At 74.0% G+C, this 25,530-nt stretch carries 22 protein-coding genes; 15 read left to right on the forward strand and 7 right to left on the reverse strand.

Annotation, left to right across the window (positions count from 1 at the left end; genetic code table 11):
* Window positions 1-18 precede the first annotated feature (18 nt).
* From ABZ721_RS29680 to ABZ721_RS29690, 3 genes are all read left to right on the forward strand, one after another.
* Window positions 19-1,041 carry an ABC transporter substrate-binding protein gene (locus ABZ721_RS29680; RefSeq protein ID WP_358791829.1) on the forward strand — a complete coding sequence of 341 codons (1,023 nt, stop codon included), beginning with the start codon at window positions 19-21 and terminating at the stop codon, window positions 1,039-1,041.
* Window positions 1,038-1,859, forward strand: coding sequence for a siderophore-interacting protein (locus tag ABZ721_RS29685; RefSeq protein WP_358791830.1), 822 nt, complete (start codon window positions 1,038-1,040; stop codon window positions 1,857-1,859). Before ABZ721_RS29680 ends, ABZ721_RS29685 begins: the two co-directional genes overlap by 4 nt.
* Window positions 1,860-2,026: 167 nt before the next feature.
* Window positions 2,027-2,425, forward strand: coding sequence for a hypothetical protein (locus tag ABZ721_RS29690; RefSeq protein ID WP_358791831.1), 399 nt, complete (start codon window positions 2,027-2,029; stop codon window positions 2,423-2,425).
* Window positions 2,426-2,436: 11 nt separating this feature from the next.
* On the opposite strand, the gene ABZ721_RS29695 is transcribed toward ABZ721_RS29690, so the two are convergent.
* The gene (locus ABZ721_RS29695) at window positions 2,437-3,072 is read right to left on the reverse strand and encodes a TetR/AcrR family transcriptional regulator (RefSeq protein WP_358791832.1); all 636 of its coding nucleotides are present in this window, start codon (window positions 3,070-3,072) and stop codon (window positions 2,437-2,439) included.
* Window positions 3,073-3,168: 96 nt separating this feature from the next.
* Between ABZ721_RS29695 and ABZ721_RS29700 the strand changes: the two genes are divergently transcribed.
* From ABZ721_RS29700 to ABZ721_RS29725, 6 genes are all read left to right on the forward strand, one after another.
* Window positions 3,169-4,089 carry an oxygenase MpaB family protein gene (locus tag ABZ721_RS29700; RefSeq protein ID WP_358791833.1) on the forward strand — a complete coding sequence of 307 codons (921 nt, stop codon included), beginning with the start codon at window positions 3,169-3,171 and terminating at the stop codon, window positions 4,087-4,089.
* A gap of 222 nt (window positions 4,090-4,311) precedes the next feature.
* Window positions 4,312-6,309: a sigma-70 family RNA polymerase sigma factor gene (locus tag ABZ721_RS29705; protein WP_358791834.1), complete on the forward strand. Its 1,998-nt coding sequence runs from the start codon at window positions 4,312-4,314 to the stop codon at window positions 6,307-6,309.
* Between the two features lie 50 nt (window positions 6,310-6,359).
* Window positions 6,360-7,304: a glutathione S-transferase family protein gene (locus ABZ721_RS29710; protein WP_358791835.1), complete on the forward strand. Its 945-nt coding sequence runs from the start codon at window positions 6,360-6,362 to the stop codon at window positions 7,302-7,304.
* A gap of 315 nt (window positions 7,305-7,619) precedes the next feature.
* Window positions 7,620-8,798: a hypothetical protein gene (locus tag ABZ721_RS29715; RefSeq protein WP_358791836.1), complete on the forward strand. Its 1,179-nt coding sequence runs from the start codon at window positions 7,620-7,622 to the stop codon at window positions 8,796-8,798.
* Complete coding sequence (locus ABZ721_RS29720) at window positions 8,795-10,918, forward strand: tetratricopeptide repeat protein (protein WP_358791837.1); 2,124 nt, start codon at window positions 8,795-8,797, stop codon at window positions 10,916-10,918. Before ABZ721_RS29715 ends, ABZ721_RS29720 begins: the two co-directional genes overlap by 4 nt.
* A 94-nt stretch (window positions 10,919-11,012) precedes the next feature.
* Entirely contained in the window at window positions 11,013-11,630 is a 618-nt protein-coding gene (locus ABZ721_RS29725) for a DUF6629 family protein (protein ID WP_358791838.1), read from the forward strand.
* A 76-nt stretch (window positions 11,631-11,706) separates the two neighbouring features.
* Here ABZ721_RS29725 and snpA read toward each other — a convergent pair whose 3' ends face one another.
* The gene (snpA, locus tag ABZ721_RS29730; RefSeq protein WP_358791839.1) at window positions 11,707-12,366 is read right to left on the reverse strand and encodes a snapalysin; all 660 of its coding nucleotides are present in this window, start codon (window positions 12,364-12,366) and stop codon (window positions 11,707-11,709) included.
* 258 nt (window positions 12,367-12,624) lie between these two features.
* On the opposite strand from snpA, the gene ABZ721_RS29735 reads away from it, so the two are divergent.
* Complete coding sequence (locus ABZ721_RS29735; RefSeq protein WP_358791840.1) at window positions 12,625-13,635, forward strand: LysR family transcriptional regulator; 1,011 nt, start codon at window positions 12,625-12,627, stop codon at window positions 13,633-13,635.
* Between the two features lie 12 nt (window positions 13,636-13,647).
* Here the strand turns inward: ABZ721_RS29735 and meaB are convergent, their stop codons facing one another.
* From meaB to ABZ721_RS29755, 4 genes are all read right to left on the reverse strand, one after another.
* On the reverse strand, window positions 13,648-14,640 hold the full coding sequence (gene meaB / locus ABZ721_RS29740; protein ID WP_358791841.1) for a methylmalonyl Co-A mutase-associated GTPase MeaB: 993 nt from the start codon (window positions 14,638-14,640) through the stop codon (window positions 13,648-13,650).
* Window positions 14,641-14,644: 4 nt separating this feature from the next.
* Complete coding sequence (gene scpA / locus ABZ721_RS29745) at window positions 14,645-16,879, reverse strand: methylmalonyl-CoA mutase (protein ID WP_358791842.1); 2,235 nt, start codon at window positions 16,877-16,879, stop codon at window positions 14,645-14,647.
* A complete protein-coding gene (locus ABZ721_RS29750) occupies window positions 16,879-18,780 on the reverse strand; it encodes a methylmalonyl-CoA mutase family protein (RefSeq protein WP_358791843.1) in 1,902 nt (633 codons plus the stop codon). Before ABZ721_RS29750 ends, scpA begins: the two co-directional genes overlap by 1 nt.
* 215 nt (window positions 18,781-18,995) lie before the next feature.
* Complete coding sequence (locus ABZ721_RS29755) at window positions 18,996-21,032, reverse strand: NB-ARC domain-containing protein (RefSeq protein WP_358791851.1); 2,037 nt, start codon at window positions 21,030-21,032, stop codon at window positions 18,996-18,998.
* 163 nt (window positions 21,033-21,195) lie between these two features.
* Between ABZ721_RS29755 and ABZ721_RS29760 the strand changes: the two genes are divergently transcribed.
* From ABZ721_RS29760 to ABZ721_RS29770, 3 genes are all read left to right on the forward strand, one after another.
* Window positions 21,196-22,434, forward strand: a complete 1,239-nt coding sequence (locus ABZ721_RS29760) for a cytochrome P450 (RefSeq protein WP_358791844.1) — start codon at window positions 21,196-21,198, stop codon at window positions 22,432-22,434.
* Between the two features lie 90 nt (window positions 22,435-22,524).
* A complete protein-coding gene (locus ABZ721_RS29765) occupies window positions 22,525-22,719 on the forward strand; it encodes a ferredoxin (RefSeq protein WP_358791845.1) in 195 nt (64 codons plus the stop codon).
* A 298-nt stretch (window positions 22,720-23,017) separates the two neighbouring features.
* The gene (locus ABZ721_RS29770) at window positions 23,018-23,974 is read left to right on the forward strand and encodes a sigma-70 family RNA polymerase sigma factor (RefSeq protein WP_358791846.1); all 957 of its coding nucleotides are present in this window, start codon (window positions 23,018-23,020) and stop codon (window positions 23,972-23,974) included.
* Here ABZ721_RS29770 and ABZ721_RS29775 read toward each other — a convergent pair.
* On the reverse strand, window positions 23,971-24,414 hold the full coding sequence (locus tag ABZ721_RS29775) for a MarR family transcriptional regulator (RefSeq protein WP_358791847.1): 444 nt from the start codon (window positions 24,412-24,414) through the stop codon (window positions 23,971-23,973). The two genes, ABZ721_RS29770 and ABZ721_RS29775, sit on opposite strands and share 4 nt — an antisense overlap.
* Before the next feature lie 102 nt (window positions 24,415-24,516).
* Between ABZ721_RS29775 and ABZ721_RS29780 the strand changes: the two genes are divergently transcribed.
* The gene (locus ABZ721_RS29780) at window positions 24,517-24,861 is read left to right on the forward strand and encodes a hypothetical protein (RefSeq protein ID WP_358791848.1); all 345 of its coding nucleotides are present in this window, start codon (window positions 24,517-24,519) and stop codon (window positions 24,859-24,861) included.
* A 197-nt stretch (window positions 24,862-25,058) separates the two neighbouring features.
* The gene (locus ABZ721_RS29785) at window positions 25,059-25,412 is read left to right on the forward strand and encodes an STAS domain-containing protein (protein ID WP_358791849.1); all 354 of its coding nucleotides are present in this window, start codon (window positions 25,059-25,061) and stop codon (window positions 25,410-25,412) included.
* Window positions 25,413-25,530 lie beyond the last annotated feature (118 nt).

The raw sequence follows: 25,530 nt of genomic DNA on the forward strand, positions 1-25,530 counted from the left end.
GAGAGAAGCCGCCCCGCCATGCACCTCCCCCGCTCCTCGTCACCGTCCCGCCGCGCCCTGCTCACCGCGGGGGGCGCCCTCGGCCTCGGAGCGCTCGTCTCCGCCTGCGGGGGCGGCGGCGGGAAGACGTCCGCGGAGCCGGCCGGCGCCAAGGGTCCGTGGACCTTCACGGACGACCGGAGGGCGACCGCGAAGGCGGACCGGACCCCCGCCCGGGTGGTGGCCTTCACCGGGGCCGCGGCCGCGCTGCACGACTTCGGCGTCGAGTGCGTCGGGGTCTTCGGACCCACCCGGCTCAAGGACGGCAAGGCCGACCCCCAGGCCGGGGACCTCGACATCGCGAAGACGACCGTCCTGGGCAACGCCTGGGGCGAGTTCAACGTCGAGAAGTACGCGGCGCTCGCCCCCGACCTGCTGGTCACCAACATGTACCAGCCCGACGCCCTGTGGTACGTGCCGGACGAGAGCCGGAAGAAGATCCTCTCGCTGGCCCCCAGCGTCGCCTTCACCGTCGCCGGCGTCCCCCTCACCGGGCCGATCCAGCGCTACGCCGAACTCGCCGCGTCCCTCGGCGCCGACCTCAGGGCCGCGAAGGTCACCGACGCCAAGGCCCGGTTCGAGAAGGCCTCCCAGGCGCTGCGCAGCGCGGCCAAGGCCAAGGGCGGCCTCAGGGTCCTCGCCGCCTCCGGCAGCGCCGACCTGCTCTACGTCTCCACCCCCGGGGTCTACGCGGACCTGAGCTACTTCCGATCGCTGGGCGTGGACGTCATCACGCCGGGCAAGGTCACCGGCGGCTTCTTCGAGAACCTCAGCTGGGAGAACGTCGACAAGTACCCCGCCGACCTGATCCTGCTCGACGACCGCACGTCCGCGCTGCAGCCCAAGGACCTCGCCGCGAAGCCCACCTGGGCCCAACTGCCCGCCGTCAAGGCCGGACAGGTTACTCCCTGGGCCAGCGAGCCGCGCTTCTCCTACGCCGGTGCCGCCCCGCTGATCGAGCGGCTGGCCGCGGCGGTCGAGAAGGCGGTGAAGGTCGCGTGAGCGGGCTGCCCTTCCGCTTCTTCACCGTCCACGTCCTGCGGACGGCCCGGGTCGGAGCCGGCTTCGTCCGGGTCACCTTCGGCGGCGCGGAGCTGCACGGGTTCGTCTCCGGCGGCCGCGACCAGCGGTTCAAGCTGTTCCTGCCGCACCCCGGCCAGGACCTGCCGGTCATGCCCGACCCGTCGGACCCCGACTGGTTCACCGCCTGGCGGGCGCTGGACCCGGCGGTCCGCGGCATCATGCGCACCTACACCGTGCGGGAACTGCGCAAGGCGGGGCAGCGATCCGCCGAACTGGACGTGGACTTCGCCCTGCACGGCGACACCGTTCCCGCCTCCGGCTGGGCGCAGGCCGCCCGCCCCGGGGACCGGCTCGTCATCCTCGGCGCGGTCGAGGAGGACAACGGCGGCGTCGACTTCCGGCCGCCGCCCGGCACCGACTCGGTCCTGATCACCGCCGACGCCACCGCCCTGCCGGCCGTCGCCGGCATCCTGGCCTGGCTGCCGGCCGATCTGCCGGCCAAGGTCTGGATAGAGATCCCGCACGCGGACGACCGCCGCGAACTGCCCAGCCGCGCCGACACCGTGGTGACCTGGCTGATCGGTGACGGCGCGACGCCCGTCCTGGAGGCGGTGCGCGCCGCGGAGCTGCCGGGGAGCACGCCGTACGCCTGGATCGGGGGTGAGTCGGCGGTGGTGAAGGCGCTCCGCCGCCACCTGGTGTCCGAGCGCGGGATCGACCGCCGGGCGATCACCTTCACCGGCTATTGGAAGCGCGGCAGTTCCGAGGACGACCTGATCGCCGAGGTGACCGACTGAGGCAGCGAGCTGACCGAGCCGGACAGCGGGATGACCGACCGGGACAGCGCGGCGACCGGTGTCCCGTTCCGGTCTCCCGGGGCACCGCGCTTGAGTACCGTTCGAGGTGAGCGGTGCAAGAGTGGTCGGGGCAGTTCGCCGTGCCCCTCGGGGGAGGAGGCCCGCACATGTCCCAGAGGTTGACGCGTCCGCTGGTCGCCGCGGTCTGCCTGCTCCTGGCCGGTCCGGCGGTCACGGCCTGCGACGGAATGGACAAGGCGCTCGACTGCGCCAGGGTCGCCACCCGGATCGCCGGGGACGTGCAGGACCTGCAGTCGGCGGCCACCAATATCGGCCAACTGTCGGAGCAGAGCCGCCGGCAGGCCACCGCCGCGTCGCTGGAGAAGCTGCGGCAGGACCTCCGGCAGGTCGGGGGCGGCAGCGGCGCCGACGTCCGCAAGGCCGTCGACGACCTGACCGTCGCCCTCGGCACTGCCCAGGACCGTGCCGCGGCGGGCAAGGGCCCGGACGTCACGCCCCTGGCGGACGCGGCGGGCCGGCTGTCCGTCGCCTGCGCGACGGGGTAGCGGCAGGGACCTCACGGCCGGGAGGCGTCGGGGCGGGCCTGCGGGCGGGCGGTGGCCGCGTGCGCGGCCAGGACCAGCTGGACGCTGTGGTCGACCAGGCGCTCGCGCGACACGTCCAAGGTGCCCCGCAGCCGGCCGGCGAAGAGGTTGGCCAGCCCGCCGACCAGCGCGTAGGCGGTCATCCGGCGGCCCGAGTCGTCCGTGCCGTCCGCGAGCTGGCCGTCGATGAGGTCGGTGAACGAGGGCATCAGCCGGTGGCTGTGCTCGCCCAGCACCGGATCGGCGAAGGGTTCCAGGAGCAGCAGCCGGCCCTTGTGCGGGTCGTCCAGGACGAGCGCGACGAACGCCTCGACGGCGGCGCGGGCACGGGCCTCCGGCTCCGGCGCGGCGCGCTCGACGGCGTCGGCGAGGGTGTCGCGGGCCTCGGTGGCGACCCGTTCGAAGGCGGCGAGCAGCAGGGCGTCGCGGTCGGCGAAGCTCTCGTAGAAGTAGCGGTCGGTCAGCTTGGCGCGGCGGCAGACGGAGCGGACGGTCACCGCCGCGCTGCCGTCCTGGCCGGCCAGGCTCAGCGCGGTCGCGAGCAGGGTCTCGCGGCGCGTCTCGCGGCGGGCGGCCAGGGTGCTGCCACCCCAGGTGCGATCGCTCAACTGGGTCTCCTCGTAGCGGTGTTGACGACACCTGTCCGCACATTCTAGTCTGGGCATCCTAGTCTGATGACACCCGTCATCAGTTGGAGGTGCACCGTGACGGACGTCCGACCGCTCGGACCGGAATCACTCACCTGGAAGTACTTCGGCGACTGGCGCGCCCTGCTGCTGGCGACCTGGGCCGGGTCGATGCAGAACATGCACCCCGAACTCGGCGCCGGGGTCGCGGAGCACTCGCGGTTCTTCGAGGAGCGCTGGGAGCGGCTCTTCCGCTCGCTCTACCCGATCGGCGGCGTCGTCTACGACGGACCGCGCGCCGCCGAGACCGCGCGGGCGGTGCGCGGCTACCACGACACGATCACGGGCGTGGACGGCTCGGGCCGCCCGTACCACGCCCTCAACCCCGGCACGTTCTACTGGGCGCACGCGACCTTCTTCGTGCTGACCATGCATGTCGCGGAGTACTTCGGCGGCGGGCTCACCGACGCCCAGCGGCGGCAGCTGTTCGACGAGCACGTGCGCTGGTACGCGCTGTACGGGGTGAGCATGAAGCCGGTCCCCGCGACCTGGGAGGAGTTCCAGGCGTACTGGGAGCGCATGTGCGCGGACGTGCTGGAGGACAACGCGCCCACCCGGCAGGTCCTCGACGTGGGCGCGGTCGTCCGGCCGCCCGTCCTGCGCCTGCTGCCGGCGCCGGTCTGGGCCGCGGCCCGGATCCCGCTCGCCCGGCTGACGGTGTGGATGACGGTCGGGATGTACCCGCAGGCCGTCCGGGACCGGCTGGGCTACGCGTGGACGCCGCGCGACGAGCGCCGGCTGCGGGCCCTCGGGCACCTGGTGCACCAGGGCTGGCGGCTGGTGCCGCACGAGCGGCGCTACCACCCCCGGGCGCGGGCCGGTTGGCGGCGCGAGCGGGGCCGGCTGCCCCTGGACGCACCCGTCGTCCACACCCCGCCGCGCAACCTCCCGCCGGCCGACCGGCGGCACCTGCCGCAGCACTACCTGCCCGGCAGCTGACCCCCGGGTCCCCGGGCGCGCCCGCCTGCCGCACACTGGGACCGCCCACGCCGGGTCGTGACGCCGGTTCGCGAAGGCCTTCGCGCAGCCCGTTTCGGGGAGTCCGAGGTTTTTCCGTTGTTCCGCCGCCGTGCGGGAGTCTCCTGAACGGCAGGCAAGTGCCGATCCCGGCGGAGGGCGCGCGGGGCGGGACGACGGGCGAACGACAGGGAGCACAGCGCGATGCGAGGAACCGAGCGGAGCGGACCGGACACCGGCACGGTGATCGCGGCCCGGGGCGGCGACCGGCGGGCGCTGGACGAGCTGCTCGCCGGCTGCGTCCCGCTCGTCTACAACATCGTCGGACGGGCGCTGAACGGGCACAGCGACGTCGACGACGTGGTCCAGGAGACGCTGCTGCGGATCGTGCGCGGGCTGCCCGACCTGCGCGACCCGCGGGCCTTCCGGTCCTGGATGGTCGCCATCGCCGTCCACCAGGTGCGCGACCGCGAGCAGCAGCACCGGACCGCGCGCCACCACCGCGCCGACCTGGAGACCGCCGAGCAACTGCCCGACCCCGGCTCCGACTTCGCCGCGGTGACGATCCTGCGGCTGCGCCTGACCGACCAGCGCCGCGAGGTGGCCGAGGCCACCCGCTGGCTCGACGGGGACGACCGGGAGCTGCTCGCCCTGTGGTGGCTGGAGCAGACCGGGGAGCTGGACCGGGCCGAACTGACCCACGCGCTGGGCCTGTCGGGGCGCCATGCCGCGGTCCGCGTCCAGCGGATGAAGGAGCAGATGGAGACCGCCCGTTCGGTGGTGCGGGCGCTGCACCACGTCGGGCAGCCGGGCGGCTGCGCCGAGCTGGGCCTGCTCACCCGGGACTGGGACGGGACCCCGAGCCCGCTGTGGCGCAAGCGGCTGGCCCGGCACGTCCGCGGCTGTGCCGCCTGCGGCGGGCAGGTCGGCGAACTGCTGCCCATGAACCGGCTGCTGGGCGGGCTGCCGCTGCTGGTGCCGCCGGTCGACCTGACCGCGCGGATCCTCCCGGCCACCTCCGGGCACGCGGCGATACCCCACGATGCCGCCCCGCACACCGCCGCTCCGCATCCGCCCGCTTCCGGGGGTACGCCCGGTCCGGGCGGCTCGCACGGTTCCGGCGGTGCGCCCGGGAGGGCGCGCGGGACGCACTCCCGGCCGCCGCGCGGCTCCCGGTCGGTCCTCCGGCGCCCTCCCGTCGCCGGTGCGGCGGCGCTGGCGGCCGCGGCGGTCATCGTCGCGGGCGTCCTGGTCGCCACCCATCTGACCGCCAACCCCGCGGCGCCGCTCGCCGCCGACGCCGCACCCGCCCCGGCGGTGTCCGCGTCCGCGTCGGCCACCCCGCCCCCCGCCGTCGCGCTGCCCGTCCGGCCGTCCGCGACGCCCACCGCCTCCCGGCGGCCCACGCCCGCCCCCTCCGCCACCCCCTCCCGGCATCCGGTGCCGGCGGCCACCGCCCCCGCCGCGCGCTCGTCGAAGAAGGGCGTGGGCGTCTGGACGTTCCCCGGGGTGAACCAGGCGCTGACGCAGTCCGGGGCGAGCTGGTACTACACCTGGTCCACGCAGCACCAGGGGGTCACGGGGTCCTCGGCGGGCTTCGTCCCGATGATCTGGGGCGCCGCCTCCGTCACCGACGCCGCCCTGGCGCAGGCCCGCGCCGCCAGCCCGTACCTGCTGGGGTTCAACGAACCCGACATGGCCGCCCAGTCCAACATGACGGTGGATCAGGCACTGTCCCTGTGGCCGCGGCTGACCGCGGCCGGCCCCACCCTCGGCAGCCCGGCCGTCGCCTACGGCGGCGACACCCCCGGCGGCTGGCTCGACCGCTTCATGACCGGGGCCGCCGCCCGCGGCTACCGCGTCGACTTCATCGCGCTGCACTGGTACGGCGGGGACTTCTCCACTCCCAACGCCGTCAGCCAGCTGAAGTCGTACCTGCAGGCCGTCCACGACCGGTACCACAAGCCGATCTGGCTGACCGAGTACGCCCTGATCGACTTCTCGCACGGCACCCGCTTCCCCACCTCGCAGCAGCAGGCCGCGTTCGTCACGGCCTCGACCGCGATGCTCGCGGCGCTGCCCTACGTGCAGCGCTACGCCTGGTTCGGCCTCGGCGCCTCGGACACCGCCCCCAGCAGCGGGCTGTTCCGCAGCGGGCCCGTCGCGACGGACGCGGGCCGGGCCTTTCGCGCGGCGCGCTGAGGCGCGCGGAAGCACCGCGGGCGGGCGGCGCTCTGGGTAGGGTCGGGGACATGGCTGCACAGTTCGTACGGGAGACGGGCACCAAGGGCGAGTTCACCCGGCAGGCGAACCGCTTCACCGACCGGATCACCGCCGACGGTTCGAGCGGCCGGGTGCCGGAGGCGGGCCGCTACCGGCTGATCGTCTCCCTCGCCTGCCCCTGGGCGCACCGCGCGATCATCGTGCGGCGGCTGCTCGGCCTGGAGGACGCGATCAGCCTGGGCGTGGTCGACCCGATCCGCGACGAGCGGGGGTGGCGCTTCACGCTGGACGAGGGCGACCGCGATCCGGTGCTCGGGATCGGCTTCCTCTCCGAGGCGTACCTGCGGACCGATCCGGCGTACGAGGGCCGGGTCACCGTCCCGGCCCTCGTCGACACGCGGACCGGGACGGTCGTCACCAACGACTACCCGCGCATCACCCTCGACCTCGAGACCGAGTGGACCGCGTTCCACCGCCCGGGGGCGCCGGACCTCTACCCGGCCGACCTGCGGCCGGAGATCGACGCGGTCGCCGACGAGCTGTTCCGCGACGTGAACAACGGGGTGTACCGGTGCGGGTTCGCTGCCTCGCAGGAGGCGTGCGAGCAGGCGTACGACGCCCTGTTCGGCCGGCTGGACGCGCTCACCGAGCGGCTGGCGACCCGGCGGTACCTCGTCGGTGACCGGCTCACCGAGGCCGACGTGCGGTTCTTCACGACGCTGGTGCGCTTCGACGCGGTCTACCACAACCACTTCAAGTGCAACCGGAACAAGCTCGCCGAGAACCCGGTGCTGTGGGCCTACGCCCGCGACCTCTTCCAGACCCCCGGCTTCGGCGACACGGTCGACTTCGACCACATCAAGCGCCATTACTACGCCACGCACGAGCAGTTGAACCCGTCGCGCATCGTGCCCAAGGGGCCGGACCTGTCGGGGTGGACCGCGCCGCACGGCCGCGCGGCGCTGGGGGCCTGAGGGAGCTCCGGCCGACCGCGGAAATGAGAGGCGCCGCTCCCGTATGACGGTGCGTGGCGGGTCGCGCACACGCTGCTGAGCTGGGGGTCCCGCAGGACCTGAGTGTTTCTGCAGTGTGACAGTACACGGTCATCACCTTCCGCCTGAGGAGGTGATGACATGAAGAAGATCACTGTCCGCAAGAACGGCCCGGTCAAGCTGACCTCGGCTTCGTCCCAGTACGGGACCTGGCCCTTCTGCTGATCCGTTCCGCTGGTGGCCCGTGCCCGGGAATCCCTCCCGTGCGCGGGCTCAGGCCGTTGCAGGAGACGTGTGATGACAGCCCCGCACCCGCAATTCCACGAACTGACCTTCGTGACCGACCGCGACGAGGTCACGGTGGGGCGCGCGGACATCGAGTCCTACGTGACGTTCCCGGCGGACGGCGCGGAACTGCTGCGACGCCTCATGGACGGCATGGAGACGGCCGCCGCGGCCCACTGGTACCAGGAGACCTACGGCGAGCCGGTCGACATCACCGACTTCCTCAGCACCCTCGACGACTGCGGGTTCGTCCGCTCCGAGGGCGAGGAGACCGCGCCGCCGGCCCCGGTGCGCTACCAGCGCCTGGGCCGCCGGCTGTTCTCACCCCCGGCCTGGATCGTCTTCGCCGCCCTGACCGCCGCCGCGATCCTGGCGATCATCCGCGAGCCGTCGGCGCGCCCGCACCCCCACGCGATCTTCCTGGCGGACTCGCTGCTGCTCACCCAACTCGTCCTGCTGCTGGGCCAGATACCGGGGCTGCTGTGGCACGAGATGTTCCACGTCCTGGCCGCCCGGCGGCTCGGCGTCGGCTCCCGGATGACCATCGGGCGGCGGATGTACTTCCTCGTCCTGGAGACCCATCTCGACGGCCTGCTCGGCGTACCGGCCCGGCGCCGTTACCTGCCCTTCACCGCCGGGGTCCTCGCCGACGTGCTGCTCTTCTCGGCCCTGACGGTGGGCGCCGCGGCCGACGCGGCGCACGGCGGGCTGTCCTGGCCGGGCCGCCTCGCCCTGGCGTTCGCCTTCCCCACCCTGTTCAGGATCGCCTGGCAGTTCTTCTTCTTCCTGCGCACCGACCTGTACTACATGGTCACGACGGTGCTGGGCTGCACGGACCTGCACGCGGCGGCGACCGCCCGGCTGCGCAGGCAGTGGCGCCGGGTGCCCGGCGTGCGCCCCCGGCCGGCCGACGCCGGACCCTGGTCGCCGCGCGACGCCGCGGTGGCGCGCTGGTACGCCCCGGCGATGATCGGCGGCGTCGTCCTGCTGATCGCCTGGGCGGCCCTCGCCATCGTGCCGGCGCTGGTGGAGTTCGGGACCCGGATGGCCGCCGGGCTGACCGGCGACGGCGCCACCGACCCGTACTTCTGGGACTCCATCGGCTCCGTGACCCTGATCCTCGCCCAATTCGCCCTGCCGTTCCTCCTGCCGGCCAGGAAGAGCGCCCGCAGAGAGGAACGCACCCCATGAGCAGCAACCGCCCGACGCCCCGCCACCACTGGCTCAGCGGGCCCGACCGCACGGTGCGGGTCGCCGCCGCCGGAGAGCTGGCCGCCCCCGGGCACCTGACCGCCGTCGACTGCCACCGGCAGCTGCGCGGGCCGTACACCGCCGCCGGCAGCCTGCTGCGCGCCATCGTCCCCGGCGTGCTGCGCGGCAGGCCCGCGCTGGTCGCCCGGCACGCCATCGAGATCCTGTCGGTCGCGCCCGAACTCCAGGACACCGTCGACGCGCCGCCGCAGACGCTGACCTCGCTCGCGTCGCCCACCGAACGGACCCGGTACTACTCGCCCCTGCGCACCCGCAGGATCGCCCACGGGCTCACCGAATTCCTCAACGCCTGGGCCCAAGACGCCGGGACGACCGCGGGGCGGCCGCAACTGCTGCTCTTCGACAACCTGCACGCCGCCGACCCCACCGACCAGGAGCTGATCACGGTCCTGCTGCGCCGCGCCAGGACCGAGGTGCTCACGATCGCGATCGGCACCTGCGCCGCCCCGGACCTCCCCGACGCCCTGGTACAGGCGCTGGAGCGCCACACGCTGCGCACCGCCCTGCCGGCCGCGCCCGCCACCCCGGACACCCGCACCCCGGACGAACTCCTCCAGGCGTACATCGCCTCCGACGGCACCGGCGACAACCCGGCGGAGGCGGCGGCCTACCGCAACGCCGACCCGCGGCTGCGCGAGGAACTGCACCGCGTCCGCGCCGTCGAACTGGAGGAGGACAGCGACTGGAGCCTGCGGCTGGGCGCCATCGCCCACCACCGCGCACGCGCCGGCGAGCGGACCGACGACGAGTGCCGCGAACTGCTGACCGCCGCCGACTACTGCCTGCGGATGGGCTACTACGACGCGGCCATCGAACTCGGCAGCCAGGGACGGGCGAGCTTCGACCCGGTGGCGCGGGAGCGGCTGTACTGCGTGGCCAGCGGCAAGACGGCCCAGGCGCTGGGCGCGCTGGGGCGCACCACCGAGGCCGAGGCGATCTACCGCGAGCTGCGCGGCCGGTACACCGACCCGGTGGTGCACATGGTCTCCAGCTACGCGCTGGCCATGCTGTACACCCGGATCCACCCCGAGGAACTGCTCGACCCGGACCTGGCCCAGCAGTACGTCCACAACTCCATCGCCATCGCCCAGCAGCTGCCCGACCCCGCCGAGCGCGCCTTCCACACGGTCTTCCACCAGAACGGACTGGCCCTGGTCGAACTGCGCCGCGGCCACCCCGAGACGGCCCTGCGGCTGGTCACCGAGGGGCTCGCCCGGCTGGACCGCGAGCTGGAGGAGGGCGCGCACTCGCTGCACCGCTCTGTGCTGCTGCACAACCGGGCCCAGGTGAACGTGGCCCTCGGCCGGCTGGACGAGGCGCTGGAGGATTTCGACGGAGTCCTCGCCCTCGATCCGTACTACCCCGAGTACTACTGCGACCGTGCCGCGCTGCAGTACAAGCGGGGCGACCTGGACGCGGCGCTCGCCGACTACGACACGGCCGCCACCCTCACCCCGCCCATCCACGAGCTGTACTACAACCGGGCGGACGCCCGCGCGGACGCCGGGGACACCGACGGCGCGCTGAGCGACCTGCGGTACGTGCTGGAGCTCGAACCCGACTACCTCGCCGCCCGGGTCAACCTCATCTCGCTGCTCACCGACGCGGGCGACACGGACCTCGCCGCCGTCCACCTCGCGCAGGGCCTGGAGCTGCACCCGGACGAGCCGGACCTGCTGTGCGCCCGCGGGCTGCTCGCCATGGAGCGGGACGCCGCGGACGAGGCCCTGGCCGCGTTCGACGCCGCGCTCGCCGCCGACCCGCGCCGCTCGGCGGCGCTGGCCAACCGCGCCGTCCTGCACTACGAGGCGGGCGACCACGCGGCGGCCGTCGAGGACCTGACCCGCGCCCTGGCGGTGACCGGTGACGACGCCGACCTGCTGTACAACCGCGGCTTCGCCCATCAGGCGGCGGGCAGTTGGCGGTCCGCCATCGCGGACTACCGGCGGGCCCTGGACCTGTCCGGAGCCGACCGCGACGCCATCGAGTGCCAGCTCGCCGAGTGCCAGAGCGCCCTGGCGGTCGCGGTCGCGGGCTGACGGGGCGGGGCGCCTGAGCCCTCCGCCGCCGCCCGGGTCGTACGGTGGAGAAAGGTGTACCGCCCCCCTTCTCCACCGAACCCGGGATGACGCCATGTGCTGGAGCGCGACCGCCGACCTGGTGGCAGGTGCCGCAATCGCCGCGGTCGGCGCGGTCTGCGTGGCGCGGGTGCGGCGGGCCCGCGATCTGCCGCTCGCGGCGCTGCCGCTGCTCCTCGGCGCCCACCAGATCATCGAGGCGTCCGTCTGGCGGACCGGCGGCGGCGCCGGCCCCGACACCACGGCCTGGGCCGTCATCGCCCTGCCGCTGCTGCCGGTGTGGGTGCCGTTCGGGGTGCTGCTCGCCGCGCCCCGCAGCGCGCGGCGGCGGCTGCTGGTCCCGGCCGCCGTGGGGCTGGCCACCGCGGTGGCCCTCGGGTACTTCCTCGCCGTCGGTACCGTCACCGCCGAGGTGCGCGGCCACACCGTCGGCTACGGTCTGCACCTGCCGTGGCCGGTGCTCGTCGTCGCGGGCTATCTCTTCGCGACCATCGGCTCGCTGCTGCTGAGCGGTGACCGGTGGCTGCGGCTGCTCGGCGGGCTCGTCACGGCCGGGGCGGTGATCTGCGCGGCGGCGTGGCGGCTGGAGTTCGTCTCCACCTGGTGCGCCTTCGCCGCGGCCGCCTCCGTCGTCGTCCTCGCCTGGGTCCGCCGCCGGCCGGCCGGTCCCTGACCCCCGGCGCCGAACGCCGGAAGGCCCCCGCACCGTGCGGTGCGGGGGCCTTCCGGGGCCTTTCAGGCGGGGCGGATCAGCCGCGGCCCGCGATCCCCGCGGCCAGACCGTTGACCCACAGCCGGTCCACGCGGGCGCGTTCCGTGGCGTTGGGCACCTGGTTGTGGCAGGAGGTGCCGGGGCCGCCGCCCGACATCAGCTCGCTGCACGGGCCCGAGTAGTGGTCCGGAAGGCCGAGCACGTGCCCGGTCTCGTGGGCCACGACCCGGGTCGAGTCGTACTGCTGGTTCTGCCGGTAGTCCAGGAAGATGTAGCCGTTGCCGTGTCCGTCGGTGCTGGCGTACGACCCCTGGCTGGAGTTGCCCTCGTAGTAGGCGAAGTCCGCGTTGCTGCCTTCGGCCAGCTTCACGTTCCTCTCCGCGGAGTTCCAGATCTGCGCGCTGCGCGCTATCTGGGACCGGAACGAGGGCGCGTTGCCGGTGCTGTAGATCAGCGTGACGGTCTGCAGGCTCGGGTTGGCCGCGCGCTTGGCCGCCACGGACCGCTGCACGGCCTCGAAGAACGCCTTGTTGGCCGCCGCGTTCTCGTTCGAGCCGGCGTAGGCCTCGTAGGACGCCGACGCCTGGGTGGCGCTCTGCTCCGCCTGGGGGGCGGCGGCGATGGCGGGCACGGTGCCCAGACTCGCAGCGAGGCCGATGCCCAGCGCTGCCGTGAGCAGCACCTTGGGGTATCGCATGGGGGGTCTCCTTCTCCTCCGAGAAGCCGTCGGTCGCCGTCGGGTAGAGCTGAATTGGGGGGAACGGCGACCGGGGCTGGGGGATGAACTGCTGATGCCGGTGAGTGTGCGGGAGGCGCGCACCGTCGCGGATGATGTCAGGGGCCGATAGGCCGGCGACATCACCCGAACCGGCGGGTCGACTCGTACGCGAAAGACGGGTATTGCTGCGATTCGGGACCCTGGTGCGACGTGCGGATGCCGCCATATCCTCCGCTCATGGAGCTCGAGGTGAGGCACCTTCGCGCGCTGTGCGCCATCGCCGATACCGGCAGTGTCCGCAAAGCGGCGCGGCAGCTGGGGATGACCCAGCCGTCCTTGACGACACAGCTCCGACGGATCGAGAGCGCGCTCGGCGGCCAGCTGTTCTCCCGGGAGCGCACGGGCAGCCGCCCGACGCCGCTGGGGCGGACGGTCCTGTGCCGGGCGCGGCCCCTCGTCGCCGAGATGAACACCCTGGTGGCCGAGACGAAGGCGGCCGTGGACCGGGCCGCGGGGCCGCACCTGCGGATCGGCGGCACGGCCAGCCGCGCCATGGCCGGCTGGGTCAGCAGGGTGCACGCCCGGCTGCCGGACGCGGAGACCACGATCCGGGTGGACGTGTCGGCCAACGCGCTGCTGCAGATGGTCGCGCTGAACCAGCTCGACGTCGCGTTCGTCCACGAGGTCGAGGGCGCGCCGCTGCGGATCCCGGACGGCCTCGAACGGCGGGTCCTGGTCGCGCGGGAGCCGCAGTTCATCGCCCTGCACGCGCACCATCCGGCCGCGCGCAAGAGCGTGGTGCCGCTGGCGGACGTCGCGGGGGACCGGTGGATGGTCGACCCGAGCGTGGACGGTGAGTGGGACGGTGTCCGGCGGGCGCTACGCGCGTCCGGGTTCACCCCGCGCGTCGCGTACGGCGACTACCTCACCGCCGCCGACCTGGTCGCCGCCGGTGAGGCGGTCGCGCCCTGCCAGCCGACCTCGCAGCCGCGGCACGGGATGGCGATCCGGCCGCTGCGCGGCGACCCGATCGCGGTCGAACTGTTCATGGCGTCCCGGCCGCCGGCCGAGGGCGGGGCGGACGGGGTGGGGGCCGACGGGGTCGACGCGCTCTACGCCGACCTGGAGGCGGCCTACCGGGAGGCGGCCGCCGCGGCGACCGCGTACCGGCAGTGGCTGGCCAGGAACAACCGGCCGCTGCTGTACGCGGACGAGGTCGAGCTGTCCCGCACCGCCGGCTGCGCCTGAGGCCGGCCGGCCTCAGGCGTCCGGCGGCTGGAAGGCCGCGAGCAGGCGCTCGGCGGCCAGCGTCGCGGTGAGGGTGCCCTCGCGGACCTGGCGTTCGACGTCCGGTGCCAGGCCGCGCACGTCCGGGTGCTCGCGCACCCGGGCCAGGAGCTGGTCGCGGACCATGGACCAGGTCCACTCGATCTGCTGGTCGCGCCGCTTCGCCTCCAGCCGGCCGTCGGTCAGCAGCACCTTGCGGTGCTGCTCCAGGCGCTCCCAGACCGCGTCGAGCCCGGTGTTCTCGCGCGCGCTGCAGGTGAGCACGGGCGGCGTCCACCCGGCGTCCAGCGGCTGCAGCAGCCGCAGCGCGCCGGCCAGCTCCCGGGCGGCGGAGGCCGCCTCGCGCTCGTGCGGGCCGTCGGCCTTGTTGACGGCCACCAGGTCGGCGAGTTCCAGCACGCCCTTCTTGATGCCCTGCAGCTGGTCGCCGGTGCGGGCCAGGGTGAGCAGCAGGAAGGAGTCGACCATGTTGGCCACGGCGGTCTCGGACTGGCCGACCCCGACGGTCTCGACGAGCACCACGTCGTAGCCCGCCGCCTCCATGACGATGATCGACTCACGGGTGGCCCGGGTCACCCCGCCCAGCGTGCCGGAGGTGGGGGAGGGCCGCACGAAGGCCGCCGGGTCCACCGCCAGGCGCTCCATCCGGGTCTTGTCGCCCAGGATGGAGCCGCCGGTCCTGGTCGAGGACGGGTCCACGGCCAGCACCGCGACCCGGTGGCCGAGGCCGGTGAGCAGGGTGCCGAGCGCGTCGATGAACGTGGACTTGCCCACGCCGGGTACCCCGCTGATACCGACCCTGCGGGCCGTTCCCGAGTGCGGGAGCAGCTCGGTCAGCAGCCGCTGGGCCAGCTCGCGGTGGGCCGGGCGGGTGGACTCGACGAGGGTGATCGCCCGGGCGATGTGCGGTCGCGACCCGTCGAGGACGCCCTTGATGTAACTGTCGATGTCGATCGTGGGTGCCATCGGCTCACAACTCGTGGCCGAGAGCGGCGGCGAGGGTCTTGAGCAGGTCGTAGGCGGCGTCCGGGATGACCGTGCCGGGCGGGAACACCGCCGTGGCGCCCGCCTCGTGGAGGGTCTCGATGTCCTGCGGCGGGATGACGCCGCCGACGACGATCGTGATGTCCTCCCGGCCGGCCTCGGCGAGCTGCTCGCGCAGCGCCGGCACCAGCGTCAGGTGGCCGGCGGCGAGCGAGGAGACCCCGACGATGTGGACGTCGGCCTCGACCGCCTGCCGGGCCACCTCGGCCGGCGTCTGGAACAGCGCGCCGACGTCGACGTCGAAGCCGAGGTCGGCGAAGGCGGTCGCGATCACCTTCTGGCCGCGGTCGTGGCCGTCCTGGCCCATCTTGGCGACCAGGATGCGCGGGCGGCGGCCCTCCGCGTCGGCGAACGCGTCCGCCAGCTTGCGGGTGCGCTCCACGCCGGGTGACGTTCCTGCCTCGTCTCGGTACACACCGGTGATGGTACGGATCTGGCCGACGTGCCGCCCGTACACCTCCTCCAGGGCGCTGGAGATCTCCCCGACGGTCGCCTTGGCGCGTGCGGCGTTCACCGCGAGCGCCAGCAGGTTGCCCTCCAGGCCGCCGCCGGGCCGGTTGCCGTTCCGGGCGGCCGCGGTCAGCGCGCGCAGCGCGTCCTGGCAGGCGCCCTCGTCCCGCTCCGCGCGCAGCCGCCGCAGCTTCTCGATCTGCTGGGCGCGCACCGAGGAGTTGTCGACCTTCAGCACGTCGATCTTCTCGTCCGTGCCCACGCGGTACTTGTTGACGCCGATCAGCGCCTGCCGCCCGGAGTCGATCCGGGCCTGGGTGCGGGCCGCGGCCTCCTCGACGCGCAGCTTGGGGATGCCCGCGTCGATGGCCTTCGCCATGCCGCCGGCCGCCTCGACCTCCTCGATGTGCTGCCAGGCACGCCGGGCGAGGTCGTGGGTGAGCTTCTCGACGTACGCGCTGCCGCCCCACGGGTCGATGACCCGGCAGGTGCCCGACTCCTGCTGCAGGAACAGCTGGGTGTTGCGGGCGATGCGCGCGGAGAAGTCGGTGGGCAGCGCCAGCGCCTCGTCCAGCGCGTTGGTGTGCAGCGACTGGGTGTGGCCCTGGGTGGCGGCCATCGCCTCGACGCAGGTGCGCGGCACGTTGTTGAACACGTCCTGCGCGGTCAGCGACCAGCCCGAGGTCTGCGAGTGGGTGCGCAGCGACAGCGACTTGGGGTTCTTGGGGTCGAAGCCCTTGACGAGCTTGGCCCACAGCAGCCGGGCGGCCCGCAGCTTGGCGACCTCCATGAAGAAGTTCATGCCGATCGCCCAGAAGAACGACAGCCGCGGTGCGAAGGCGTCCACGTCGAGGCCGACCTCCAGCCCGGCGCGCAGGTACTCGACGCCGTCGGCCAGCGTGTAGGCCAGCTCCAGGTCGGCCGTGGCCCCGGCCTCCTGGATGTGGTAGCCGGAGATGGAGATGGAGTTGTAGCGCGGCATCTTCTGCGAGGTGTACGCGAAGATGTCGGAGATCACCCGCATCGACGGCTGCGGCGGGTAGATGTAGGTGTTGCGGACCATGAACTCCTTGAGGATGTCGTTCTGGATGGTCCCCGCGAGCTTCTCCGGGGGCACACCCTGTTCCTCGGCCGCGACGATGTAGAGGGCGAGGACCGGCAGCACCGCGCCGTTCATCGTCATCGACACGCTCATCCGGTCCAGCGGGATGCCGTCGAACAGCTGCCGCATGTCGTAGATGGAGTCGATGGCCACGCCCGCCATGCCGACGTCGCCCGTGACCCGCGGGTGGTCGCTGTCGTAGCCGCGGTGGGTGGGCAGGTCGAAGGCGATCGACAGCCCCTTCTGGCCGGCCGCGAGGTTGCGCCGGTAGAAGGCGTTGGACTCCTCGGCGGTGGAGAAGCCGGCGTACTGCCGGATCGTCCACGGCTGGTTGACGTACATGGTCGGGTACGGTCCGCGCAGGTACGGCGCGATCCCCGGGTAGGTCTCGAGGAAGTCGAGCCCGGCCAGGTCGTCGGAGGTGTAGAGCGGCTTGACGGCGATGCCCTCGGGGGTCTGCCAGAGCAGGTCCTCGTCGTCCTTGCCCGTGCTCTCCCGCACGGCCGCCCGCCACTGCTCCCCGGTGACGCCGGCGGCCGGGCCGTCCGCGTCCAGGCTGATCTGCGTGAAGTCCGGAATCGGCCCCGGCTGCCCCGTGCTGCCCTGCATCACGCCACTCCCATGCGGTCGAGGACGGAGGCGAGGACGGCGACCGCGTCGCCGCCCGCGAAGACGAACTCGTCGACTCCGGCCCGAAGGTACGTTTCTCGCTGCTCGCCGGGGCGTCCCGCGAGGAACACCCGCTGCGCGCCGGCCGACACCAGGGCGGCCGCCGTGTCGGCGGCCTGCTCGGCGTAGAGCTTGTCGCTGGAGCACAGGCAGGCCACGGTGGCGCCGCTGCGCGCGAACGCCTCGGCGGCCGTGGCGGCGTCGACCGTCACCGGGTCCTGGACAGTCTCGATGCCGCCCGCCTGGAAGAGGTTGGCGGCGAAGCTCGCCCGCCCGGTGTGCGCCGCGGCCGGGCCCAGCGCGGCCAGGAACGCCCGCGGGCGGGAGCCGGTGGCGGCCAGGTGGGCGTCGGAGCGGGCCCGCAGCGCCTCGAAAGCGTCGTCGCGCCGGACCGTGGGCAGCCCGCCGCCGTCGCCGGTGAGGATCCCGGCCGGCTCCGGCGCGGCCTCGCGCTCCACCAACTGCTCGGCCAGGTGGGGGAACTCGCTGACGCCCGTGATCGGCTCGCGGCGGTGCGCGAGGTCCGCGGACCGCTGCTCCCAGGTGTCGGACAGGCGCTCGGCGATCAGCCCCGAGCGCAGGGCGGCCGCCTGGCCGCCGGCGCGCTCGATCTCCTGGAACCAGGCCCAGGCCGCGTGCGCCAGTTCGTCGGTCAGCCGCTCCACGTACCAGGAGCCGCCCGCCGGGTCGATGACCCGGGCCAGGTGCGACTCCTCCATCAGGATGGACGAGGTGTTGCGGGCGATCCGCCGGGCGAAGTCGTCCGGCAGGCCGAGCGCGTCGTCGAACGGCAGCACGGTGACGGTGTCGGCACCGCCCACCCCGGCGGCCACGCAGGCCACGGTGGTGCGCAGCATGTTCACCCACGGGTCGCGCCGGGTCATCATCACCGGCGAGGTCACCGCGTGCTGGCGCTGCGCCCCCGCGCCGTCGGCGGCCCCGCTGGCCTCGGCGACCCGGGCCCACAGCCGCCGGGCGGCGCGCAGCTTGGCGATGGTCAGGAACTGGTCGGCGGTGGCGGCGTAGCGGAACTCCAGCTGGCCGCAGGCCGTGTCGACGCTCAGCCCCGCGGCGGTCAGCTCCCGCAGGTAGGCGACGCCGGTGGCGAGGGAGGCGCCCAGCTCCTGCGCGGCCGAGGCGCCGGCCCCGTGGTAGGGCAGCGCGTCCACGGTCAGGGCCCGCAGCCCCGGGTACTGCCGGTGGCACAGCGCGGCCAGCTCGGCGGCCGCGGCGGACCGGTCGGCGTAGCCGTCGTGCCGGCCGGTGCGGGCCGCAAGTCCCAGCGGGTCCGCGCCGAGGTTGCCGAGCGCCGACGCGGCCGGCACCCCGCGCGCCTCGTACAGGTCCAGCAGGGCACGGGCGGCGGCGTCGAAGTCGGGGCCGGCGTCCAGGACGATCGGGGCCAGGTCGAGGTAGACGCCCTCGAGGGCCGCCGGGATCCCGGCCACGGGCAGGCCGGAGCCGCCGACGAGGAGCCACAGCGAGGTGACGCCGTTCTCCAGGTCCGCGAGCGCGGCCTCGTTGGTGCGCTTCGCGTCGGGCAGCGCGTGCCGCTGGCGTACGTCCCACCCGGCGCGCGCGGTGCCCTCGGGCCGTCCGGCCCGGGTGAACGGCGGGAAGCCGGGATAGCCGGGCTCCGCGGCGCTGTCCTGTGCGGTGTACAGCGGACGGGTGGCGATCCCGTCCTGGAGCGTGGTGGACAGCGTCTCCTCGGCCGGGGTGCCCGGGACGGCTGTGCCCGCTTTGGTGAGAACGCCTTCGACTAGGCGTTGCCACTGCTCGCGGGAAGCGTCGGGGAACTCGTCGGCCAAGGGGAGTCCGTGATCTGGCGGGACCGTCATGGGGAAAGGCTAGGGCAGCCGCTAAAGGCAGGGCAGGCCCATGACTGTGACCTTGCCCTCGTTGGCTGCCCCCACCGTCCTGAACTGGGGCTTTTGAGCCCCCGGCGGGGGTGGTCCCATGGGGGTTCAGGGGGCCGGACGGGTTCCGCCGAGGGGGTGGGTGGGGCGTTCGTACGCGTCCGGCCGGATTCCGGCCGGGCCCGGAGCGGGCCCGGTCAGGCCTCGATGGGGGAGGCGGCGTCCAGCACGGAGGCCAGCGCGGCCTGCAGGTCCGCCGAGGCGCCGCGCCGGAAGGCGCGCTCGTAGGCCTCGTCGCCTATGCCGGCGCGGGCCGAGCGCTCGCACTCCGCCCGGATCGGGCCCAACTCCGGCGTTCCGCGCTGGGGATGGCCGACCGTGCGCCAGTAGGCCTGCCCGACGCCGAAGACCCCGGCCGCCCGTTCGGCCTCGCCCTGGGCCGCGATGGCGGCGGCCAGCACGTCCAGGCCCAGGGCGATGCCGAAGTTGTCGCGCAGCAGTCGCTTGCCGTCGAGCATGGTGCGCGCGTGGCAGGCCGCGACGGTGGGGTTGCCCGCCAGGAGGGCGACGATGGAGAGCTGGTAGTCGAGATAGGAGCGGGTCCAGCACTCGTCGAGCTCCACGCACCGGTCGCGCAGCGCCTCCGCCTCGGCCCGGGCGTCGCGCAGTTTGCCCAGGCCGATGAGGGCGAAGACCCGGACCAGGTGGCAGCGGAAGCGGGCGGCCGAGGCGAAGTGCCGGCCGGGTTCGACCTCCAGTGCGTGGTCGGTGGTCACCTGTGCGGCGAGCGGCTGTCCGGTCAGCACGGAGATGAGGCTGCTGATGTTGGCGGCGGCGACGACCGCCTCGTTGTCGCCCTCCTCCCAGGCCGCGCGGGCGGCGTCCACGCTCAGCCGGCGGGCGTCCTCGTACTGGCCCTGCAGCGTCACGGTCAGGCCCAGCACCCACAGCGCCCGGGTCCGTTCCGGGCCGTGCGCCGGGTATGCGGCGAGCCCCTGCTCCAGGTAGCCGCGGGTCTCGTGGAGCCGGCCGGAGCCGCTCCAGAAGAAGCCGATCAGCCCCGCGAGGTCCAGCCCGTAGCGGGGGGCCGTGGCCAGCAGGTGGTCCAGGGCGGTGCACAGGTCGGTGCGCGCCGTGTTGACCCAGCGGTACCAGCCGGCCTGGTCGGCGCTGAGCCACCCCTCGTCGGCCTGGCGGGCCAGCCGCAGGTAGTGGAAGGCGTGGCGGTCGGCCAGCGCGGACTCCTCCGCCAGCGCGCGCAGCCACCACTGGCCGTACTCCCGGATGGTGTCCAGCATCCGGTAGTGGTCGCCGTCCCGGCGCACCACCGACTGCGCCACCAGCCGTTCCAGCACCGGGCCGACGGCCTCGGCGCTCAGCGGGCCGCCGGAGCACACCGAGCGGGCCGACTCGAGGTCGAAGCCGCCCCGGAAGATCGTCAGCCGCGCCCACAGCAGCCGCTCCACCGGCCGGCACAGCTCATGGCTCCAGCCGATCGTGGTCCGCAGCGCCCGGTGGCGCTGCGGCCACACGACGAGGGAGCGGCTGACCAGGTCGAAACGGGAGCCGAGACGTTCGGCGACCTCCTGGACGGTGGCCCGGCCGACCTGGGCGGCGGCCAGCTCCAGGGCCAGGGGGACGCCTTCCAGCCGGCGGCAGATCGCGAGGACGGCCTCGTCGGCGCCGGGCTCCGCGAGCCGGCCGGCGGCTCCCGCGGCGGTGGCACGCTCCTTGAACAGGGAGGTCGCGTCCTGGCCCTCGGCCGGCATCGGCAGCACGTCGATCACGTGTTCCGCCTCCAGGCCGAGGGGCTGGCGGCTGGTGGTCAGGACGGTCAGGCCCGGCACGGTGGTCAGCAGGTCCGCCACGAGGTCCCGGCAGCTGTCGACCAGGTGCTCGCAGGAGTCGAGCACCAGCAGCATCTCCTTGCCGGCGAGCCATTCGCACAGCGACTCGACCGGCATGCGGGACGTGTGGTCGGCGAGGTCGACCGCGTCCGAGACGGTGGCCAGCAGCAGCCGTTCCCCGTCGAGGGACGACAGGTCGCTCCACCACACGCCGTCCTGGTACCGCTCGGCGGCGCGGGCCGCCGCCCGTAACGCCAGCCGTGTCTTGCCCACACCTCCGATGCCGGTCAGGGTGACCAGCCGGTGTCCGGTCAACGCTCCGTCCAAGCAGGTCAGTTCGCTGACGCGTCCGACGAAACTGGTGGATTCCTCGGGAATGTGCCCCATCACGCGCCCAGTCTGGCACTCGCCGGAAGCCCGGGCGGCCGGGACGCGGAATCCACCCTGTCCGGAAGGCGCCCTACCGCTTCCGGAAGGGACGATCTACGGTCGAATTGGTTACCTCAGGCGACCAATCGTCGCGCGGCCACCCCGGAGGTGCATGTTCGCCATGACCCACACCGACGCCGTCCACTCCCACAACGGTCCGTCCGCCGGCCACGCCGACCCCGCCTTCCCGGCACGGCGCGGCTGCCCGATGGATCCGCCGGCCCTCCTCGGTGAGCTGCGCGAGCAGGCGCCCGCGTCCCGCGTCACGCTGTGGGACGGCAGCCGGCCCTGGCTCGTCACCCGGCACGCGGAGGCCCGGCAGGTGCTGCGGGACGAGCGGTTCAGCGCCGATTCCGGCCGGGACGGCTTTCCGTTCGTCTCGCCGGCCGCCACCGCGCTGCGCGACTCGCCGCCCTCGTTCATCCGAATGGACCCCCCGGAGCACGACCGGCAACGCCGGATGGTGACGCAGGAGTTCATGATCAAGCGCGTCGCGCGGCTCGGCCCGCGCGTCGAGCGGATCGTCGACGGCCTGCTCGACGACATGGTCGCGGCCGGCCCGCCGGCGGACCTGGTCGACGCGTTCGCCCTGCCGCTGCCCTCGCTCGTGATCTGCGAACTGCTGGGCGTCCCCTACGCCGACCACGGCTTCTTCCAGGACCGCAGCCGGGTGCTGCTGAACCAGCTGGCCCCCGTCGAGCAGGTGCGAACCGCGCGCGACGAGCTGAGCGGCTACCTGCGGGAGCTGGTCGAGGAGAAGGCCGCCCGGCCGCGGGACGACCTGCTCAGCAGGCTGCTCACCGCCCGCACCGAGCGCGACGAGCTGACGGTGGACGACACCGTCCGGATGGCCCTGCTGCTGCTCATCGCCGGGCACGAGACCACCGCCAACATGACGGCGCTGTCCGTCCTGGACCTGCTGCAGCACCCGCGGCAGTGGGAACTGCTGTGCGCCGATCCCGGCCGCGTGGCGGGCGCCGTGGAGGAACTGCTGCGCCACCAGACCATCGTGCACACCGGGCTGCCGCGGGTGGCGCTGGCCGACGTGGAGATCGGCGACATCACCGTCCGGGCGGGCGAGGGCGTCCTGGTCTCGCTGGCGGCGGCCAACCGGGACGAGCGGGCCTTCCCCGAACCGGACCTGCTCGACGTGGGGCGTCCCGGCCGCCGGCACCTGGCCTTCGGCTTCGGCGTCCACCAGTGCCTGGGGCAGCCGCTGGCCCGGCTGGAACTCCAGGTCGCCCTCACCGGCATCGTGCGCAGGCTGCCGGGCCTGCGGATCGGCGTGCCCGCCGGGGAACTGGCGTTCCGCGACACCATGGCGATCTTCGGACTCTTCCGGCTGCCCGTCGTCTGGTGACCGCGGGACCGCTCGGCCGTGGGTCGGTGTGACCACGTGCCGTCCGTCGCCCCTGCCGCCCCGTCGCCCCCGTCGTGAAGGAGTAACCCCGTGCGCGTCACCGTCGACCGTGCCCTGTGCTGCAGCTCGGGCCTGTGTGTCCTGACCGCCCCCGACGTCTTCGACCAGGCGGACGACGACGGGCGCGTCGTCCTCCTGGTGGAGACCCCGCCGGAGGACGCCGAGTCCTCCGTCGAGGAGGCGGTCGCCTGCTGCCCGGCGGGGGCCATCAGCGTCCGGGACTGACGCCGCGGGCGGCCCGCCGGGGGTCGGTCAGTACGAGCGCTGCCCCCGCAGGGCGCAGATGCACCTCGTGCGGTGGCAGCGCGGGCAGACGACGCGCACGACAGCGTTCAGCAGCAGGCGGGAAGAATCCACGGCACACCTCCGGGTCTCGCGGGGGACATTCGTCGCTCGTCGTGTACCCCCTCTCCGGGGGGCCACGCCCCCCGCCGTCGCGGGCGGGGCCCGTACCGTCGCCGCGGATGTCACACTCCGGCCGTCCGCACCGCTCTCGGGTGGTACCAGCGACAGGAGGCCCACGATGTCCGACGCCCCGCCCGCCGACGCCCCGCCCGCCGACGGCGCCCCCGAAACGGCGGCGGACGACGCCACGAAGGTGTTCGTGGGCCACCGCGAGCTGCTGTTCTCCATCGTCTACGACATGCTCGGCAGCGTCGCCGACACCGAGGACGTGCTGCAGGAGACCTGGCTGGCGTGGACCTCGCGGGCGGGAGCGCCCGGCGCCGAGCCGATCGCCGCCCCGCGCCCGTACCTGGTGCGGATCGCGGTGAACAAGGCGCTCGCCCGCCGGGCCGTGATCAGCCGGCGCCGGGAGACGTACATCGGACCGTGGCTCCCCGAGCCGTTGATCACACCGCTCACCGACCCGCCCGACCCCGGCGACGGGGCCGACGCCGCCGAGCGCACCGAGTCGGTGTCGATGGCGCTGCTGGTCGTCCTGGAGACCCTGACCCCGCTGGAACGCGCGGTGTTCGTCCTGCACGAGCTGTTCGGCTACGCCCACACCGAGACCGCGGACATCCTCGGCCGCACCCCCGCGGCGGTCCGCCAGCTCGCCCACCGCGCCCGCGAGCACGTGCACGCCCGCCGCCCGCGCTACCGGGCCGACCCGCGGCTGCGCCGGCAGGTGACCGAGAGGTTCGCCGCCGCGGTCTCCGGCGGCGACCTGCAGGGGCTGCTGGAACTCCTGGCGCCCGACGTGACGCTGTGGGCCGACGGCGGCGGCAAGGCCACCGCCGCCGGGCGGCGGCCGGTCCACGGCCGCGACAAGGTGGCCAGGGTGCTGTCCGCCGGCGCCGGCCGCACCGGGCGCGGCCTGGACATTCGCTACGAGCGGATCAACGGGGACCCCTCGGCGGTGCTGTTCCGTGCCGGGACGCCCTTCGCGGTGCTGGTCGTCGAACTGGTCCCGGGCAGCGAGCGGGTGCAGGGCATCTACTTCGTGACCAACCCCGACAAGCTCTCCCGCCTCGGCTAGCGGGAGCGCAGCGTTTCGACGAAGTGCTCCAGCACCGTCGCGAAGACCGCGCGCTCGTCGGCGGGCCACGACGCGAGGGCGTCCTCCACCTGGCCGACCAGGCGCACCCGGGCGACGTCGATGGTGCTCCGCCCCCGCTCCGTGAGGCGCAGCAGGGTGGACCGGGCGTCCGCCGGGTCGGGTTCGCGCGCGACCAGGCCCGCGTCGGCCAGGCGGCCGGCGTACCGAGTGGTCGCGGTGCGGTCGATGCCGATCTCCGCGGCGAGCCGGCTGCTGCTCACCGGTTCGAGGCGGGCGATCCCGCTCAGCACCGGATAGGTGGTCTCGTTCACGCCCTCCAGCTGGTCGACGAGTCCGGCGTACAGGCCGGCTCGGGTGCTGCGGCGGAGCAGCAGGCCGAGGGAGGCCTCGACGCGGGCGGCGACCGGGGTGTTGTCCATGCGGAGAGTGTACGTGCCGGCGGCACGTTTCTCTGTTACCGTCGGAGAAGCGTGCCGCTGGCACGCATTATCGGCGGCGAGAGCCCGGGAAAGAGGTCCCCCATGTCCGAGTCCAGCACCTTCGAGTCCAGCACCTTCGAGCCCACCCCGTCCCAGCCCACCCCGTCCGCGTCCGCGCCGTCCGGGCCGGTGACCGCGCGGGACGTGCTCGCCGACGGCCAGGAGGGTGCCGAGTTCAACGGGCTGTTCGTCCGGAAGGGGTCGATCGCGGCCTTCCTCGCCAACGCCAGGGCCCTGGAGAGCCTGGATCCGGCCGGGGCGGAGTACCGGGCGGTCGCCGCGGAGATCCGCGAACTGGGGCCCGCCCTCGACGCCCTGGGGCTCTTCGACGTGCTGAGCGTCAGGAACCCCGACGTGGCCGCCGTCCTCGCGTCCGCGGCCGGCTGAGGCCCGGCGTCCGGCGGCCCGTTGCAGGGAGGGGGTGCGCCGAGTGGCTCCGCTCTACCACAACTGCCGCCATTGCCGCAGGATTTCGCCGAATGGCGTCCGGATCCCGTCGAGCACCCGTACGGTAACTCGCGTCGACCCTGACCCCGTCGGTGCCCGTGCACGATCGTCCCGTATCCGAGGGAGCCGTCGTGGAAGTGTCCAGCACGCCCGTGTTCGCACCGGACCACACCCACACCCATGGTGACTGCACCGTGGTGCCGCTCCGCGGCGAGATCGATCTTCTGACCGCCCCCGGCCTCAGCCGTTTCCTGGACGCGCTGACCGCGGGCCTCCACCCCGACCTGCTCATAGACCTGCGGCAGGTCGAGTTCCTCGACGGCAGCGGCATCAGCACCCTGGTGCGCGCCCGCAGCCGCGCGGTCGCCCGCGAGGGGCGGCTGCGGCTGGTGTGCACCCACCCGCCGCTGCTGCGGGTCCTCCGGCTGCCCGCCCTCCAATTGGGCTTCGACGTCCTCCAGGACCTCCCGGCCCCGGAAGCGGCCGCCTAGCCCTGCCAGGGGCGACCGGCCCCGGCCGGCACCCCGGCCGCGGGGCCCGCGCCCGGGGTCCCGCCCCCCCCGGGGGGCGGCCGCGGCCCGGGCCCCGCGGGGCCCCCGGGAGAGCCGC

The sequence above is a fragment of the Streptomyces sp. NPDC006733 genome (assembly GCF_040636125.1).
In the GTDB taxonomy this organism is placed as follows: Bacteria; Actinomycetota; Actinomycetes; order Streptomycetales; family Streptomycetaceae; genus Actinacidiphila.

Excerpts from the sequence above, each read along its gene's own strand:
- ABZ721_RS29680 (WP_358791829.1), top strand. The coding sequence starts at position 19 with ATGCACCTCCCCCGCTCCTCGTCACCGTCCCGCCGCGCCCTGCTCACC.
- ABZ721_RS29690 (WP_358791831.1), top strand. The coding sequence starts at position 2,027 with ATGTCCCAGAGGTTGACGCGTCCGCTGGTCGCCGCGGTCTGCCTGCTC.
- ABZ721_RS29705 (WP_358791834.1), top strand. The coding sequence starts at position 4,312 with ATGCGAGGAACCGAGCGGAGCGGACCGGACACCGGCACGGTGATCGCG.
- ABZ721_RS29710 (WP_358791835.1), top strand. The coding sequence starts at position 6,360 with ATGGCTGCACAGTTCGTACGGGAGACGGGCACCAAGGGCGAGTTCACC.
- ABZ721_RS29715 (WP_358791836.1), top strand. The coding sequence starts at position 7,620 with ATGACAGCCCCGCACCCGCAATTCCACGAACTGACCTTCGTGACCGAC.
- ABZ721_RS29720 (WP_358791837.1), top strand. The coding sequence starts at position 8,795 with ATGAGCAGCAACCGCCCGACGCCCCGCCACCACTGGCTCAGCGGGCCC.
- ABZ721_RS29725 (WP_358791838.1), top strand. The coding sequence starts at position 11,013 with ATGTGCTGGAGCGCGACCGCCGACCTGGTGGCAGGTGCCGCAATCGCC.
- snpA (WP_358791839.1), bottom strand. The coding sequence starts at position 12,366 with ATGCGATACCCCAAGGTGCTGCTCACGGCAGCGCTGGGCATCGGCCTC.
- ABZ721_RS29735 (WP_358791840.1), top strand. The coding sequence starts at position 12,625 with ATGGAGCTCGAGGTGAGGCACCTTCGCGCGCTGTGCGCCATCGCCGAT.
- meaB (WP_358791841.1), bottom strand. The coding sequence starts at position 14,640 with ATGGCACCCACGATCGACATCGACAGTTACATCAAGGGCGTCCTCGAC.
- scpA (WP_358791842.1), bottom strand. The coding sequence starts at position 16,879 with ATGCAGGGCAGCACGGGGCAGCCGGGGCCGATTCCGGACTTCACGCAG.
- ABZ721_RS29750 (WP_358791843.1), bottom strand. The coding sequence starts at position 18,780 with ATGACGGTCCCGCCAGATCACGGACTCCCCTTGGCCGACGAGTTCCCC.
- ABZ721_RS29755 (WP_358791851.1), bottom strand. The coding sequence starts at position 21,032 with ATGGGGCACATTCCCGAGGAATCCACCAGTTTCGTCGGACGCGTCAGC.
- ABZ721_RS29760 (WP_358791844.1), top strand. The coding sequence starts at position 21,196 with ATGACCCACACCGACGCCGTCCACTCCCACAACGGTCCGTCCGCCGGC.
- ABZ721_RS29770 (WP_358791846.1), top strand. The coding sequence starts at position 23,018 with ATGTCCGACGCCCCGCCCGCCGACGCCCCGCCCGCCGACGGCGCCCCC.
- ABZ721_RS29775 (WP_358791847.1), bottom strand. The coding sequence starts at position 24,414 with ATGGACAACACCCCGGTCGCCGCCCGCGTCGAGGCCTCCCTCGGCCTG.
- ABZ721_RS29780 (WP_358791848.1), top strand. The coding sequence starts at position 24,517 with ATGTCCGAGTCCAGCACCTTCGAGTCCAGCACCTTCGAGCCCACCCCG.